Consider the following 15,427-nt stretch of genomic DNA (forward strand, 5'->3'; position numbering starts at 1 on the left):
CCCTGTTGAATACAGAACTCAGTCCGCTCAGGCATAGACCTACAATCGTCCAACTTTTTGGGGTCAGTCCACTCTGCCTGGGAACGATCAAAACAGAGATTGTGTTGGTCTTAAAACGTCGGCCTTGCCGACGCTACCGCCACCAGCAGCAACCCAATAATCAAATTGATCCCCACCAAACGGCGAATCCTTCCCAGGGTTGCAGCCCCCATCGGCCAATCTTCGGCCAACACCGCTTTACGCAGTTCCGGCAGCTGCAATGCCTGGATGCGGATAAACAGCGCCGTCATGACCAGGTACAAGCCCATCATCACCTGCACATAACGCGGTGCGGTTTCAAAGCCGTTGAAGCGCAAGTGGATCAGGCCAACACCGCTGATCGGCAAAAGTACTACCGCGACCCAGACCCACACAAAAAAACGTTGAAACACTTCTACCCACAGCTTCAATCGCGCCGGACCTTCAAGTGCCGCCATTGCGGCGGGGCGCAGGACTATCCAGGCGAAAAACATGCCGCCGACCCAGACCAGGGCCGTCAATACATGCAGGGTGTAGACAAGGGCAAAGGGTGTCATTGGGGTACTCCGTTCTGCGCGGGATGAATTAGCGGGTTATGATAGCGGCCGATTCGAACCACTGAAAATTTATCCAGCGTTTCCCGCGCCCCGAAGACCATGATCAGCAACGAACTCAAATCCCAGATCCAGGGCGCTTACTCGCGTTTTCTCGAAGCCAAGAGCCTCAAACCGCGTTATGGCCAGCGCCTGATGATCGCCGAAATTGCCAAAGTCCTCGGCGACATCGATACCGATGACGAAGGCCGGCGCAGTGGCGACCCCGCAGTCGTGGCCGTCGAGGCTGGCACCGGTACCGGGAAAACCGTGGCCTACAGCCTGGCTGCGATTCCGGCCGCCAAGGCCGCGGGCAAACGCCTGGTGATTGCCACCGCGACCGTCGCGTTGCAAGAGCAGATCGTCTACAAGGATTTGCCGGACCTGATGCGCAACAGCGGGCTTAACTTCACCTTCGCCCTGGCCAAGGGGCGGGGCCGCTACATGTGTCTGTCCAAACTCGACATGTTGCTGCAGGAAGGCCATGCGCAAACTGCCACGGCGCAGCTTTTCGAGGAAGAAGGCTTCAAGATCGAGGTCGATGAGGCCAGTCAGAAGCTGTTCACCAGCATGATCGAAAAGCTCGCCGGCAATAAATGGGACGGTGATCGAGACAGCTGGCCCACCGCTCTGGAAGATCAGGACTGGGCGCGGCTAACCACCGATCACAGCCAGTGCACCAATCGTCATTGCCCGAACTTCGGCCAGTGCGCCTTTTACAAGGCCCGCGAAGGCATGGGCAAGGTCGATGTGATCGTCACCAACCACGATATGGTGCTGGCCGACCTGGCCCTGGGCGGCGGTGCAGTGCTGCCGGATCCGCGCGACACGGTCTACGTGTTCGACGAAGGTCACCACCTGCCAGACAAGGCCATCGGCCACTTCGCCCATTACACCCGTCTGCGCTCCACGGCTGACTGGCTGGAGCAGACCGCCAAGAATCTCACCAAGCTGCTGGCCCAGCATCCACTGCCTGGCGACCTGGGCAAACTGATCGAGCAGGTGCCGGAATTGGCGCGCGAGATCAAGACACAGCAACAGTTCATGTTCACTGCCTGCGAGCAAGTGGCCGACTTCAAACCCGGCGAAGACGTGGAAGGTCGCGAACGGCCACGCCATCGTTTCGTTGCTGGAGTCATCCCCGAGCACATGCGTGAAATGGGTATCGAGCTGAAGAAGGGTTTTGCGCGCCTGACCGACGTTTTCACCCGGCTCACCGAGTTGCTTAAAGAGGGCATGGATGGCGAGGTCAACATCGGTATCGCCAGCAATCAGGCGGAAGAATGGTACCCATTGTTCGGTAGTTTGCTGTCCCGATCCCAAGGCAATTGGGAGCTGTGGACAGCATTCACTGTCGAAGACCCGGATGACAACCCGCCGATGGCCCGTTGGCTGACCCTGGCCGAAAGCGGCTCGTTGTTCGATATCGAGGTCAACGCAAGCCCCATCCTTGCGGCAGAAATGCTCCGGCGCAACCTGTGGAACGTCGCCTACGGCGCATTGGTAACCTCGGCCACCTTGACCGCTCTGGGTACTTTCGATCGCTTCCGCATGCGTGCCGGTTTGCCGAAAAAAGCCGTGACGGCGGTGGTGCCAAGCCCCTTCCATCATGCCGACGCCGGGGTGCTGCGAGTTCCGGACCTGCGCGCCGACCCTCGGGACGCCCCTGCACACACGGCGGCTATCATCCGCGATCTGCCGGCCCTGGTCGAAGGCTCGCGTGGCACCCTGGTGCTGTTCTCATCGCGTAAACAGATGCAGGACGTGTTCGACGGCCTGGACCGCGACTGGCGTAAACAAGTGTTCATTCAAGGCAACCTGTCGAAGCAGGAAACCCTGAACAAGCACAAGGCGCGGGTTGATGGCGGCGATTCCAGCGTGCTGTTCGGCCTCGCCAGTTTCGCCGAGGGTGTGGACTTGCCCGGGGCCTATTGCGAGCACGTGGTGATTGCCAAGATCCCGTTCTCGGTGCCGGATGATCCGGTCGAAGCGGCGCTGGCCGAATGGATCGAGGCTCGGGGCGGCAATCCCTTCATGGAAATTTCCGTGCCCGACGCTTCGCTGAAGTTGGTCCAGGCCTGCGGCCGGCTGCTGCGTACCGAGGAAGATCGCGGCACCATCACCTTGCTCGACCGACGACTGGTCACGCAACGCTACGGTAAAGCGATTCTCAATGCGCTGCCGCCGTTCCGCCGGGAAATTTCTTGAGGCACGGTGGTTGAAAACGCCCGCCGCGTTGTCTATCTCGTGTCACTGATTCCACACAGGCCATTCACTGGTCGTTAGGGAGAACCTCGTTCCTATGATTCGCCGCTCGCTGCCCGCCATTTTTGCTCTGTTGTTCGCTGCGCCGCTGCTGGCTGCGCCCGCCGGACAACAGACGCTGTTCAACTTTGTCCGCCCCGCCGACGTGGTGCAGGTGGCGACTGAAGATGCCAGCCTGCCGCAATCCAATGCGGAGCAAACGGCTGAAGGCGAAGTGCTGCGCCGGGTGACTTTCAACCCGGCTGCTCGGCCGAGCCTGCGCCTGACACCGCAAACCGGTGCCTGGGACTGGTCACAGTCGAGCGTCATGAGCTTGCGGATCCAGAGCGCCATGAACTGGGCGCTGACCCTCTACGTGAAAATCCAGAGTAACGACGGCAAGACCCTGGTCAGCCGCATCGACTTGCCGGCTGGCCCGGCACAAACCCTGTTAGTGCCATTGCAGGCCAGCTCACCACTGAGCCAGGGCATGAAAGCCGGGCCACCGATGCCGATGACGATCGATGGCCAGCGGGTCTTGCTCGCCAGCAGCGAAGGCGAGCTGGATCGTAGCCAGGTAGTGTCGGTCACGCTGTCGATGGATAAGCCGAAAGTGGCGCAGAGCATCATGCTCGAGCGTTTTGGCGTGCAGGACAGTGATGCAATGGTCAAGGCTGCCTACGGCTCGCTGGTCGACGCTTATGGTCAGTTCACTCGGGCCAGGTGGCCGGAGAAAGTCAGCAGCGATGAGCAGTTGAAAGCCGCTGCCGGCAAAGAGCAACAGCAGCTCAAAACCTGGCTTGCCGAGCGCGAGCGCTCGTCCCTGGACACATTCGGTGGCTGGAACAAAGGCCCTGCGTTCAACGCGAGCGGCTTTTTCCGCACCGAAAAACGTGATGGACGCTGGTATCTGGTGACCCCGGAAGGTCACCCGTTCTATTCCCTGGGAGTCAACGCGGTCACCGCCGATACCAACCAGACGTATGTTGCCGGACGTGAATGGATGTTCGGCGCGCTGCCCAACGCCGATGAGCCATTGGCCAGCTACTACGGTGAAGGTGATAACCGGGGGGGGAACGGTGCCGACAAGGGCCGTGGGTTCAATGCCGGTCGCTGGTATGACTTCTATGGCGCCAATCTTCAGCGTACTTACGGTCAGCCCTGCGCTGGCACTCGTGAGACCAAGGCTGGGGGCGCAGCAGCCGCCAAAGTGGACGCGGTAGAAAAAACTGCCGAAGAAAACGCGGTCGAGAAACCGGTCAGCGTGCCGTGCGTGCCCCAGACCCTCGACGAGAAACGCTGGGCCAGCCACACCCTTGATCGCCTGCGGGCCTGGGGGTTCAACACCATCGGCAACTGGAGCGCCCCGACGCTGGGTCTCAGTGATCGTGTGCCCTACACCCTGCCGTTGTCGATTGTTGGCGACTATGCCAGCATCAGTACCGGCACCGACTGGTGGGGCGCAATGCCTGACCCGTTCGATCCGCGTTTTGCCATGGCCACCGAACGTGCTGTGGCCATTGCTGCCCGCGATCACCGGGATGACCCGTGGCTGATTGGCTATTTTGCCGATAACGAGCTGGCCTGGGCCGGTCCCGGCAATGATCCCAAGGCCCGTTATGCGTTGGCTTACGGCACCTTGCGCATGACCACCGACGTGCCGGCCAAACGTGCGTTCCTCAAACAATTGCGCGACAAATACCGCAATCAGGCGGGCTTATCGAAAGCCTGGGGTATCGATCTGCCGGCTTGGGAATTGATGGAAGACCCGGGCTTCGAACCGCCGTTGCCAAGCCCGGAACACCCGGAAATCGAAGCTGACTTCAAATACTTCCAGAAAGTCTTCGCTGATACCTACTTCAAGACCATTTCCGACTCGCTCAAGTGGCATGCACCGAATCATCTGTTGCTGGGCGGCCGTTTTGCCATCAGCACTCCGGAAGCCGTTGAATCCTGCGCGCAGTATTGCGACGTATTGAGCTTCAACATGTACACGCTGCAACCCCAGGACGGTTATGACTTCGCTGCATTGCGTGCTCTGGACAAACCGGTGCTGATCACCGAATTCAACTTCGGTTCGCGGGATCGCGGTCCGTTCTGGGGGGGCGTGACGGAACTTGCGAAAGAAGAGGATCGAGGTCCGGCCTATGCCAATTTCCTCAAACAAGCAGTGTCCGAGCCATCGATTGTCGGTGTGCACTGGTTCCAGTACCTCGATCAACCGGTGACCGGCCGCCTGCAGGATGGTGAAAACGGCCATTTCGGGCTGGTAGGCATTACCGACATACCGTTTCAGGGCTTCGTCGACAGCGTGCGCAAGAGCAACCTGCAGGCGGTCGATCAACTGGGTAAAGAGGCCGAGAAGGCCAAAGCCGATGCCGATAAAGCAGCGTCCCATGAAGGCGAAGGCAGCAAAAAAGGCAACAAGGGCAAAGGTGCGGGGCAGGGTGGGCACAGCGGTGGGCATTCCGGGAATGGTCAATAACGGCGCAGGTCTACCTGCAAGATGGGGTCCTGACCGACGCTGCGGATTTCAAATCCAGCTCGTATAAGGGCGATCACCCAGCCTGACCCGGTTCCCAAATCCGTCAAGGGCTGGAACAATGCGTGCCACTATGTAAAGCGATTGTCTGAGGGAGTTGCGGGTGCAGATTCAGGGTCATTACGAGCTTAAATTCGAAGCCGTGCGCGAAGCGTTTGCTGCACTCTTCGATGATCCCCAGGAGCGCGGCGCGGCGCTGTGCATTCAGATCGGCGGGCAAACCGTGGTCGACCTGTGGGCGGGGACCGCAGACAAGGACGGCACCGAGGCCTGGCACAGCGACACCATCGCCAACCTGTTCTCTTGCACCAAGACCTTTACCGCAGTCACCGCGTTGCAATTGGTCGCTGAAGGCAAGTTGCAACTGGATGCACCGGTCGCCAGGTACTGGCCCGAGTTCGCTGCCGCCGGCAAAGAATCGGTCACCCTGCGCCACCTGCTCTGTCATCAGGCAGGCTTGCCGGCATTGCGCGAGTTGCTGGCGCCCGAAGCCCTTTACAACTGGCAGACCATGGTCGATGCCCTGGCCGCTGAAGCGCCTTGGTGGACGCCTGGAGAAGGCCATGGTTATGCAGCGATCACCTACGGCTGGCTGGTCGGTGAGCTGCTGCGTCGTGCCGACGGACGCGGTCCGGGAGAGTCCATCGTGGCGCGGGTTGCCCGGCCGCTGGGGCTGGATTTTCATGTGGGCCTGGCAGACGAAGAATTCCACCGTGTCGCGCATATCGCTCGAGGCAAAGGCAATGTCGGCGACGCCGCGGCCCAGCGCTTGCTGCAAGTAACCATGCGCGAGCCGACGGCCATGACCACTCGGGCCTTCACCAATCCGCCGTCGATCATGACCAGCACCAACAAACCGGAATGGCGGCGCATGCAGCAACCTGCGGCCAATGGCCATGGTAATGCCCGTAGCCTGGCAGGATTTTACAGTGGCTTGCTCGACGGAAGCCTGCTGGAGGCTGAAATGCTCAACGAATTGACCCGCGAGCACAGCATCGGACCGGACAAGACTTTATTGACCCAGACCCGTTTTGGTCTGGGCTGCATGCTCGATCAACCGGATGTACCCAACGCGACCTACGGCCTCGGCTCGCGGGCCTTCGGTCATCCGGGGGCTGGAGGCTCCATTGGTTTTGCTGACCCAGAGCACGATGTGGCCTTCGGTTTTGTGACAAATACCTTGGGGCCGTACGTGTTGATGGATCCGCGCGCGCAAAAGCTTGTGCGGGTTTTGGCCGATTGCCTGTAAAAGGATTGTTGTATGGCATTATTTTGATAAAACATGCCTGAAAAAGCAGCAGAGCGGAACCCTGTGGCTTTTCTAGTTTCAAAGCGTCTGCTTAAACGGGTCGTAGAGACCAACAGCTTTTTATCTCATTTTGTGGATATCCCGATGTCATCGAACAAATCTTTAGCCTTGGCACTGTGCCTCAGCATTACCGGTTGCGCACAAACCCCACAAAATGAAGCAGACGGGGGGCACTGGTGGTCATTCGGTTCAGGTTCCGACAAGGTCGCGAGTAAAGAAACTGACAAGTCAGGGTCCAAAGCAGTAACGGCCGCGACAGCCGAGAAGAGCAAAGCGGCGACCACCGCAGCGGCTTCAACGCAAACCCCGCCAGTCGCCAAGGCTGAGACCGAAAGTCACTGGTGGTGGCCGTTTGGCGACCATCCTGAGCAGCCTAAAGATCTCAGCAAGGCGGTAGTGAAAGACGTCCCGATGCCGGATCCGAAAATCACTCAGGCCTGGCTGGACGACTATGAGCCACGCTTGCGTGTCGCCATCAAGGGCAGCAATTTGCAATTGGAGCGCCGCGACAACGTGCTGGTGGTGGTGGTGCCGGTGGACGAGTCTTTCAACGCGAAGCGTCCTTCGATGTTGCTGCCGGTAACCCTTGGCCCGTTCACCCGGGTGGCCAAAGTGGTTGAAGGTGATCCAAAGGCTGCCGTTCTGATACTTGGCCATGGTGATACCACGAGCGCTGCTGCGGAGAGTCAGCAGTTGAGCAAGGATCGCGCACAATCCGTTGCGGCGATTTTCAGCCTCAGTGGTTTGCACAGCGATCGCCTGATGTTGCGTGGCATGGGTGGGCTAATGCCGCGTGCTGCCAATGACAGTGTCCGGGGCCGCGCCTTGAACCGCCGTGTGGAAATCATGCTGACGCAACGCACCACCATGCTGGCGTTGCTGAGCAAGTACAGCCAGTCAACCCCGCCAGCGGCAGAAATGGTCGCTGTGCCGGATGCCAAGCCTGCAGTTCCAGCCGTCGCCGCGAAAAAAGGCGCTTCATCGAAGAAGTCCGCAGCGTCCAAAAAGGCTGCATCGGCGAAGAAACCAGCGGCCAAGAAAGGATCCGCGAAAAAAGCGGCTCCAGCCAAAGCTGCTGCGCCGGCGAAGACTGCCGCACCGGCTGATCAGACCAAGAACTGATTCTTTAAGCAGAAGGAAAGCGCCATGACCCAAAGTCTGGCTGATATGCGCCGCGACTACACCCGCGATGGTTTGACCGAGGCCCACGCTCCGGCTGAGCCTTTCGCACTGTTCCATCAGTGGTTCGCTGAGGCGGTGAAAACCGAACAGCCGCCGGTCGAGGCGAACGCAATGACCCTGGCCACCGTCGATGAGGACGGCCGGCCGCATTGCCGCATTCTCCTGCTCAAGGGGCTGGACGAGCAGGGCTTTACCTTCTTCACCAACTACGATAGTGCCAAGGGGCAGCAATTGGCGGTGTGCCCGTTCGCTGCCATGACCTTTTTCTGGCCGACTCTGGAGCGCCAGGTGCGCATTGAAGGGCGGGTGGTCAAGGTCACGCCGCAGGAGTCCGATGCGTATTTCCAGGTGCGCCCGCTGGGCAGTCGCCTCGGTGCGTGGGCCTCACCGCAGAGCCAGGTGATTGCCGATCGCAAGGAGCTGGAAGGTTTGCTCAAGACTACCGAACAGCGCTTTAGCGACACTCAGCCCAATTGCCCGGAACATTGGGGCGGGTATCGCTTGTTGCCGGAACGTATCGAATTCTGGCAAGGCCGTGCGAGTCGTCTGCATGATCGGCTCAACTACCGTCTGCAAGGCAGCGACTGGGCACGCGAACGTCTGGCGCCTTAAGTGGTCTACTGATCGGGATAGCTTGCTGCGGCGGCCTGGAGCCAACGCGGCAAGTCCCGGCGTTTGATTTTATGCTCCTGGGCGCGAGCCAGCTGTTGCAGCATGAAGGTTCTTTTCTGCTCGTCGCCATTTGCCAGAGCCAACGCCAGGTCGCGATCCATCCAGCGTTTGATCCGTACGTATAGCCACCAGTGGAAGTACAGTCCGGCAACGGTGGTGACGACAATAATGAAGTAGTCCATGGAAATCCTTTAGCCAGCAGCGCACATCTTGAAAATTGACGCTACGGTGTGATGGGTTTTCAGGCACGCCTGTACTGCGCCTGAATGCGGCAAATTTTATCCGGGTGATGCAGTGACAGGCGTCAATCTGCGGAGTTTAATGAATACCTGTCCTTTGGAGTTGATGCTATGCGTAAGACTGTTCTGCTGGTTGCTTCTTTCACCACGATGGCGATGTTGCTCGGCGGCTGCCAGTCCAGCCTGACTGGTGACTCTTACTCCCGTGACGAAGCGCGTCGGGTGCAGACGATTCGCATGGGTACCATTGAATCCTTGCGTCCGGTGAAAATCGAAGGCACCAAGAGCCCGGTCGGCACTGCAGCCGGTGCGGTCGTTGGTGGTATTGGCGGTAGCTCTGTCGGCCACGGTAAAGGCAGCGCCGTTGCCGCCGTGGTCGGTGCAGTTGCCGGTGGCCTGCTGGGTTCGGCCGCCGAAGAAGGCCTGACCCGCACTCAGGGCGTGGAAATCACTGTTCGCGAAGACGACGGCAGCATGCGTGCCTACGTGCAGCAGGTTCAGGAAAACGAGGTTTTCCGGGTCGGCGAGCGTGTTCGTATCTCGATGGTTGGTGGCACCAGCCGCGTTTCCCATTAAGCATTACCCGCTAAAAACAAAACCCCGGCCAGGCAACTGGTCGGGGTTTTGTGTTTTCAGCCTTTGCAGCCCTCGACGCTCAGGATTGAAGCGAGGGGTTCTTGCGACTGGCCGCCGCCGTCATGGCATAACCCATCAGCGCCGCGAGTATGGAGCCGGTGAGGATGCCCATGCGGTCCATCCCGGCGTAATCGCTGCTGCCCGGCACAAATGCCAAGGACCCGACAAAGAGACTCATGGTGAAGCCGATCCCGCAGAGAATCGCCACACCGAACACCTGACCCCAGTTTGCACCGGTCGGCAGGGCCGCAATGCCGATCCTGACCGCCAGCCAGGTCAGGCCGAAGACGCCGATGGTTTTGCCCAGCAGCAAGCCAGTGGCGATGCCCATCGGCACATGGTGGGTGAAGCTTTCGAGATTGACGCCAGCCAGCGATACCCCGGCGTTGGCGAAGGCGAACAGCGGCAGGATGCCGAACGCGACCCACGGGTGCAGCGCGTGCTCCAGGCTCAGCAACGGCGAAGGTTCGGCGTTTTTGGTGCGCAGCGGAATGCAGAATGCCAGGGTCACCCCGGCCAGGGTCGCGTGGACACCACTCTTGAGTACACAGACCCAGAGGATCAGGCCGATGATCATATACGGCCCGAGCTTCACTACCCCTAGCCGGTTCATCGCCACCAGCGCCACCAGGCACGCCGCGGCCAGCATCAGCGACAGCGTGGACAGTGCGCCCGAGTAGAAGATCGCGATGACGATAATCGCCCCGAGGTCGTCGATGATCGCCAGGGTCATCAGGAACAGTTTCAGCGAGACCGGCACGCGTTTGCCCAGCAGGGCGAGTACACCAAGGGCGAAGGCGATGTCGGTGGCCATTGGAATGGCCCAGCCACCCAGCGCCGCCGGGTTGTCTTTGTTGAGGAACCAGTAGATCAGCGCCGGGACGACCATACCGCCGATAGCCGCAGCGCCCGGCAGGACGATCTGCGAAGGTTTCGACAGATGACCTTCGAGGACTTCGCGTTTGACTTCCAGGCCAATCAGCAGGAAGAACATCGCCATCAGTCCGTCGTTGATCCACAGCAGCAATGGTTTGGCGATTTTCAAGGCGCCGATCTGGGCGACCACAGGTGTGTCCAGCAGGCCGTTGTAAAGCCAGGACAGCGGTGAGTTGTTGATGATCAAAGCCAGAGCTGCAGCGGCAATCAATAACAGACCGCTGGCAGCTTCCAACTGAAAGAAACGTGTGAAAGTGCTACGCAGAGGCAAGGTCACTCTCCATCAATAGTTCAAAAGGCAGGACACCCTAACCCGTACGGTTGGTTGTTAAAACAAAAGTTATATTCTTTTTTGTTATATGCGCTGGGCAGGCGTTTTATTGGCCTGGAGCCTGGCAGTTGTGTATCTAATTGCGTCACGACTGCACCTGTGCGGTAGACAGGAAATTTCCTAAGCTTATCGACAGGGTCGAGACAGGGTCCGAACTGTTACCTGTTGTCACCGCCAGGTTTTCCCTGAGCCCCGATCACCTGAGCCGGGTGGATTTCATCTTCAGGCGCCATGCACGGCGCTCGATCCAGCGAGAAAAGACCATGAGCGACAACCGACAGTGGGCCCGCGAAGCCATCCGGATCATCGAAGCGGACTTTCAACGCAGCGCCGATACGCATTTGATCCCTTTGCCGCTCCCAGGTTTTCCGGGCATCGAGTTGTACTTCAAGGATGAGTCCAGTCACCCTACCGGCAGCCTCAAACATCGTCTGGCGCGCTCGTTGTTCCTCTATGCGTTGTGTAACGGCTGGCTCCAGCCGGGCGCACCGGTAATCGAGGCGTCCAGTGGTTCGACGGCGATTTCCGAGGCGTATTTCGCGCGCCTGCTGGGCTTGCCATTCATTGCCGTGATGCCTGCCACCACGTCCCAGGAAAAGATCGCGCAAATCGCTTTCTACGGCGGAAAAAGCCATTTGGTGCAGGACCCGACGCAGATCTACGCCGAGTCAGAACGTCTGGCCAGAGAGAGCGGTGGCCACTTCATCGACCAGTTCACCTACGCCGAGCGCGCCACTGACTGGCGGGCGAACAACAACATTGCCGAGTCGATATTCCAGCAATTGCGTTTTGAGCGTTACCCGGAGCCGAGCTGGCTGATTTCAAGCCCCGGCACGGGCGGCACGACGGCGACTCTCGGGCGCTATGTGCGTTATCGCCAACACTGCACCCGCGTACTTTGCGCCGACGCCGAGCGTTCGGTGTTTTTCGACTATTACCAGACCGGCGACGCCAGCCTGCGCCTGGACTGCGGTTCGCGAATCGAAGGCATCGGTCGGCCACGGGTCGAGGCGTCGTTCCTGCCCAAGGTGATCGATGCCATGGTCAAAGTGCCGGACGCCTTGTCCCTGGCGGCCATGCATTACCTGGCGCAGCGCCTGGGACGGCGTGTCGGCGGTTCCAGCGGCACCAACCTGATTGGCGCTGTGATGGCAGCACAGCACATGGTTGCAGCGGCGGAATCCGGGTCGATCGTGGCGATACTGTGTGATGGCGGCGAGCGCTATGCGACGACTTACTACGATCAGAATTGGCTGAAGGCTCAGGGGTACGAGCTGAGTGGCTTGATCGAGGCGGTCGCGGCGAGTGTCGAGCGTGGTGAAGCGTTGCCGGCCAGCGTATTGCGCGCGGGGATCTGACAAGGCCGGACTGATCGTTCCTGCGCTCTGCGTGGGAATGCCGCTATGGACGCTCTGCGTCCGCCCTTAGGTGACGCAGAGCGTCACCGGATGCATTCCCACGCGGGAGCGTGGGAACGATCCGTTCTACGACGGTTAAGCCTCGATCCCGAGGATATTACGCGCCACCGCTTCGGCGATCCGAATCCCGTCGACACCCGCCGACAGAATCCCGCCGGCATAGCCTGCACCTTCGCCGGCCGGGAACAGGCCTTTGACGTTCAAACTCTGCATCGACTCGTTACGAGTGATACGCAGCGGCGACGAGGTGCGGGTCTCGATCCCGGTCAGCACGGCGTCATGCAGGGAGTAACCCTTGATCTGTTTCTCGAACGCCGGCAAGGCTTCGCGAATGGCTTCGATGGCGAAGTCCGGCAATGCCAGCGCCAGATCACCCAATGCCACACCTGGCTTATAGGACGGCTCGACGCTGCCCAGAGCCGTGGACGGCTTGCCTGCGATGAAGTCGCCGACCAGTTGCGCCGGGGCTTCGTAGTTGCTGCCGCCGAGGGTGAAGGCGTGGGACTCAAGACGCTCCTGCAACTCGATACCGGCCAGCGGGCCGCCTGGGTAATCCACTTCAGGGGTGATACCGACCACTATCCCGGAGTTGGCGTTGCGCTCGTTGCGCGAGTACTGGCTCATGCCGTTGGTGACGACCCGATTCGGCTCGGACGTTGCAGCCACCACCGTGCCGCCCGGGCACATGCAGAAGCTGTAGACCGAGCGACCATTGCTGGCGTGGTGCACCAGCTTGTAGTCGGCGGCGCCGAGTTTTGGGTGACCGGCATACTTGCCCAAGCGTGCACTGTCGATCAGCGATTGCGGGTGTTCAATACGGAAACCCACCGAGAACGGCTTGGCTTCCATGTACACACCGCGGCCGTGAAGCATGCGGAAGGTGTCCCGGGCGCTATGGCCAAGGGCCAGGATTACATGTCTGGAGTGGATCTGTTCACCACTGGCCAGCTCCACGCCAGTGAGCTGGCCGTCCTCGATCAGCACATCGGTAACCCGTTGCTGAAAACGTATTTCGCCGCCCATGGCTTCGATCTGATGACGCATGTTTTCGACTACGCCGGTCAGACGGAACGTACCGATATGCGGTTTGCTGACGTAGAGAATTTCTTCCGGCGCACCGGCCTTGACGAACTCGTGCAGAACCTTGCGGCCGTGGTGTTTCGGATCCTTGATCTGGCTGTAAAGCTTGCCGTCGGAGAAGGTTCCCGCGCCACCCTCACCGAATTGCACATTGGACTCGGGGTTGAGTACGTTTTTGCGCCACAGACCCCAGGTATCCTTGGTGCGCTGACGAACTTCAGTGCCACGTTCAAGAATGATTGGCTTGAAGCCCATCTGCGCCAGCAGCAGCCCGGCGAAAATTCCGCACGGCCCGAAGCCGACCACAATCGGCCGCTCGCTCAGGTCCTGAGGGGCCTGGCCGACGGCTTTGTAGCTGACATCCGGTGCCGGGTTGACGTTACGGTCATCGGCGAACTTGTGCAGCAGCTTCGCCTCATCATGCACGCGCAGGTCGATGGTGTAGATGAAGCAGAGTTCGGAAGACTTCTTGCGCGCGTCGTAGCTGCGCTTGAACAAGGTGAAGTCGAGCAGGTCATCACTGGCGATGCCCAGGCGCTGCACGATGGCAGGCCGCAGGTCTTCTTCGGGATGGTCGATGGGCAGCTTGAGCTCGGTGATTCGTAACATGACGGGATCCGGTTCGCGGGGCGCACAAATGCGCCAAAGGCGTTTCACAAACCGGCGATTATAAGCCTCAAAGGGGCGTTCCAGTGAGGCTAAAACAGCAGCTCGTCGAATCAGTCGTTACGCGAACCACCAAAATACGCGCAGCCACGTTCTACTTGGCCATTGACCCGCAGCTCGGCGCTCATGAATTGAACGCTGCCGTGGGTGCTGTCGACGCAGCGCTGTGGCGAGATCCAGAGTTCAACGTGTTGGTCATTGGCTTCGCTACTGAGGTTGAAACGCCCATCACCGAGTTGTTCTTCCAGAAATGGCAACGCCAGCGCTGGCTGGCCGGCGCGCTCGATCACCATGCCCTTGGTATTGACCTTGACGTTCCAGTCGGGCGTGTTGCCGCTGGCGCGCAGGATCAGCCGCTGGAAGTTGGGGTCTTCGCAGGCCGCGCCCGAGCGTTCGATGCGGTATAGCTGCTGCACGTCGAGCCGGGCGCCAGCATCCGATGATTTGTCAGCGGCAACCCGGCCACGCACATCAGCGAAAATCTTGTGCTGCGTGCCCGCCAGCGTAGCGGCTTCTTGCAGGACGCTGGTGCTGCCGGTGTCATTGACGACATACAGTTTGTTTTCCTGGCACGGCTGAAACATCAGTTTGCCGTTGGCCATGCTGAGTTCACCCTGCATGCGGGTCAGGCCCGCCGTGGACGGTTTCTCAGGTTGGCTCTGGAGCAGCTGGCAACCGGCGAACAGAGGCAACAGGGCAAGCATCACTATGGAACGGGCAACACGCATCGAGTGGTCTCCTGACAAGTGCCGCCACGTTACTCAGGCATAGCGCACATCACAAGCCTGGCTTGGCATGAAGTCCGATACACCCGCGAATCCGCGGGTGTACCTGCTTTTGTAGACGCGGCCGAAGGTTCGGGCCGCGTTCGGACGATTGTTTGGGGGACCATTACCCCACGTGGTAGGTCTGCCCGGTCTGCAAGCCTTCGACACTTTTGGCGTAGGCCAGCGCCACATCGGCAGCTGGAACCGGTTTGAATCCGCGGAAGTACGGCGCATAGCTGCCCATGGCTTCGACCAGTACGTTCGGGCTGACCGAGTTGATGCGCAGGCCACGCGGCAATTCGATAGCCGCTGAGCGCACGAAACTGTCGAGGGCACCGTTGACCATGGCTGCCGAGCTGCCGGTACGAATCGGATCGTGGCTGAGGATGCCGGTGGTGAAGGTGAATGAGGCACCGTCATTGGCGAAGTCTCGGCCGATCAGCAGCAGGTTGACCTGGCCCATCAGTTTGTCTTGCAGGCCAAGGGCGAAGTCTTTTTCGGTCATGTTGGCCAGCGGCACGAAGTTGACGCTACCGGCGGCACAGATCAGCGCGTCGAAGTTACCGGTCTTTTCGAACAGTTTGTGGATTGATGCGCTGTCACTGATGTCGACCTGGAAATCACCGCTCTTGCGGCCGATGCGGATGACTTCGTGGCGCGGTGCCAGTTCGCGATCAATGGCTGAGCCCACGGTACCGCTGGCGCCAATCAGTAGAATTTTCATCGTGCTGTTCCTCAAAGGGTTGGACGAAGTTTCAGTTTAGTGTGGTTTTTTCCGTTGATAAGCGCGCTAA

The 15,427-nt window shown here is 59.8% G+C and carries 13 protein-coding genes; 7 read left to right on the plus strand and 6 right to left on the minus strand.

Annotated elements, in window-relative coordinates:
* Window positions 1-110 precede the first annotated feature (110 nt).
* Window positions 111-575: a CopD family protein gene (locus tag AC07O1_RS28830; protein WP_495091010.1), complete on the minus strand. Its 465-nt coding sequence runs from the start codon at window positions 573-575 to the stop codon at window positions 111-113.
* 99 nt (window positions 576-674) lie between these two features.
* Here AC07O1_RS28830 and dinG point away from each other — a divergent pair, with 99 nt between their 5' ends.
* The 5 genes from dinG to pdxH all read left to right on the plus strand — a co-directional run bounded on the left by dinG (window position 675) and on the right by pdxH (window position 8,500).
* Complete coding sequence (gene dinG, locus AC07O1_RS28835; protein WP_494992622.1) at window positions 675-2,819, plus strand: ATP-dependent DNA helicase DinG; 2,145 nt, start codon at window positions 675-677, stop codon at window positions 2,817-2,819.
* 94 nt (window positions 2,820-2,913) lie between these two features.
* Entirely contained in the window at window positions 2,914-5,340 is a 2,427-nt protein-coding gene (locus tag AC07O1_RS28840; protein WP_495091011.1) for a beta-agarase, read from the plus strand.
* A 160-nt stretch (window positions 5,341-5,500) separates the two neighbouring features.
* The gene (locus tag AC07O1_RS28845) at window positions 5,501-6,646 is read left to right on the plus strand and encodes a serine hydrolase domain-containing protein (protein WP_494992624.1); all 1,146 of its coding nucleotides are present in this window, start codon (window positions 5,501-5,503) and stop codon (window positions 6,644-6,646) included.
* A gap of 144 nt (window positions 6,647-6,790) precedes the next feature.
* The gene (locus AC07O1_RS28850; RefSeq protein WP_495091012.1) at window positions 6,791-7,828 is read left to right on the plus strand and encodes an OmpA family protein; all 1,038 of its coding nucleotides are present in this window, start codon (window positions 6,791-6,793) and stop codon (window positions 7,826-7,828) included.
* Between the two features lie 24 nt (window positions 7,829-7,852).
* Window positions 7,853-8,500: a pyridoxamine 5'-phosphate oxidase gene (gene pdxH, locus AC07O1_RS28855; protein ID WP_495091013.1), complete on the plus strand. Its 648-nt coding sequence runs from the start codon at window positions 7,853-7,855 to the stop codon at window positions 8,498-8,500.
* 5 nt (window positions 8,501-8,505) lie between these two features.
* On the opposite strand, the gene AC07O1_RS28860 is transcribed toward pdxH, so the two are convergent.
* Window positions 8,506-8,742 (minus strand): hypothetical protein, encoded by a 237-nt coding sequence (locus tag AC07O1_RS28860; protein ID WP_494992627.1) that lies wholly within the window; start codon window positions 8,740-8,742, stop codon window positions 8,506-8,508.
* Window positions 8,743-8,910: 168 nt separating this feature from the next.
* On the opposite strand from AC07O1_RS28860, the gene AC07O1_RS28865 reads away from it, so the two are divergent.
* Window positions 8,911-9,375, plus strand: a complete 465-nt coding sequence (locus AC07O1_RS28865) for an outer membrane lipoprotein (protein WP_494992628.1) — start codon at window positions 8,911-8,913, stop codon at window positions 9,373-9,375.
* Between the two features lie 79 nt (window positions 9,376-9,454).
* On the opposite strand, the gene nhaA is transcribed toward AC07O1_RS28865, so the two are convergent.
* The gene (nhaA, locus tag AC07O1_RS28870) at window positions 9,455-10,642 is read right to left on the minus strand and encodes a Na+/H+ antiporter NhaA (protein ID WP_495091014.1); all 1,188 of its coding nucleotides are present in this window, start codon (window positions 10,640-10,642) and stop codon (window positions 9,455-9,457) included.
* 323 nt (window positions 10,643-10,965) lie between these two features.
* Here nhaA and AC07O1_RS28875 point away from each other — a divergent pair, with 323 nt between their 5' ends.
* Entirely contained in the window at window positions 10,966-12,060 is a 1,095-nt protein-coding gene (locus tag AC07O1_RS28875; RefSeq protein ID WP_495091015.1) for a PLP-dependent cysteine synthase family protein, read from the plus strand.
* Window positions 12,061-12,195: 135 nt separating this feature from the next.
* On the opposite strand, the gene AC07O1_RS28880 is transcribed toward AC07O1_RS28875, so the two are convergent.
* From AC07O1_RS28880 to AC07O1_RS28890, 3 genes are all read right to left on the minus strand, one after another.
* Entirely contained in the window at window positions 12,196-13,809 is a 1,614-nt protein-coding gene (locus AC07O1_RS28880; RefSeq protein ID WP_495010337.1) for an NAD(P)/FAD-dependent oxidoreductase, read from the minus strand.
* A 110-nt stretch (window positions 13,810-13,919) separates the two neighbouring features.
* Window positions 13,920-14,594 (minus strand): COG3650 family protein, encoded by a 675-nt coding sequence (locus AC07O1_RS28885; RefSeq protein WP_495091016.1) that lies wholly within the window; start codon window positions 14,592-14,594, stop codon window positions 13,920-13,922.
* Window positions 14,595-14,757: 163 nt separating this feature from the next.
* A complete protein-coding gene (locus AC07O1_RS28890) occupies window positions 14,758-15,357 on the minus strand; it encodes a short chain dehydrogenase (protein WP_494992633.1) in 600 nt (199 codons plus the stop codon).
* Window positions 15,358-15,427: the final 70 nt, after the last annotated feature.

Source organism: Pseudomonas sp. GW821-FHT07G10, from assembly GCF_059418545.1.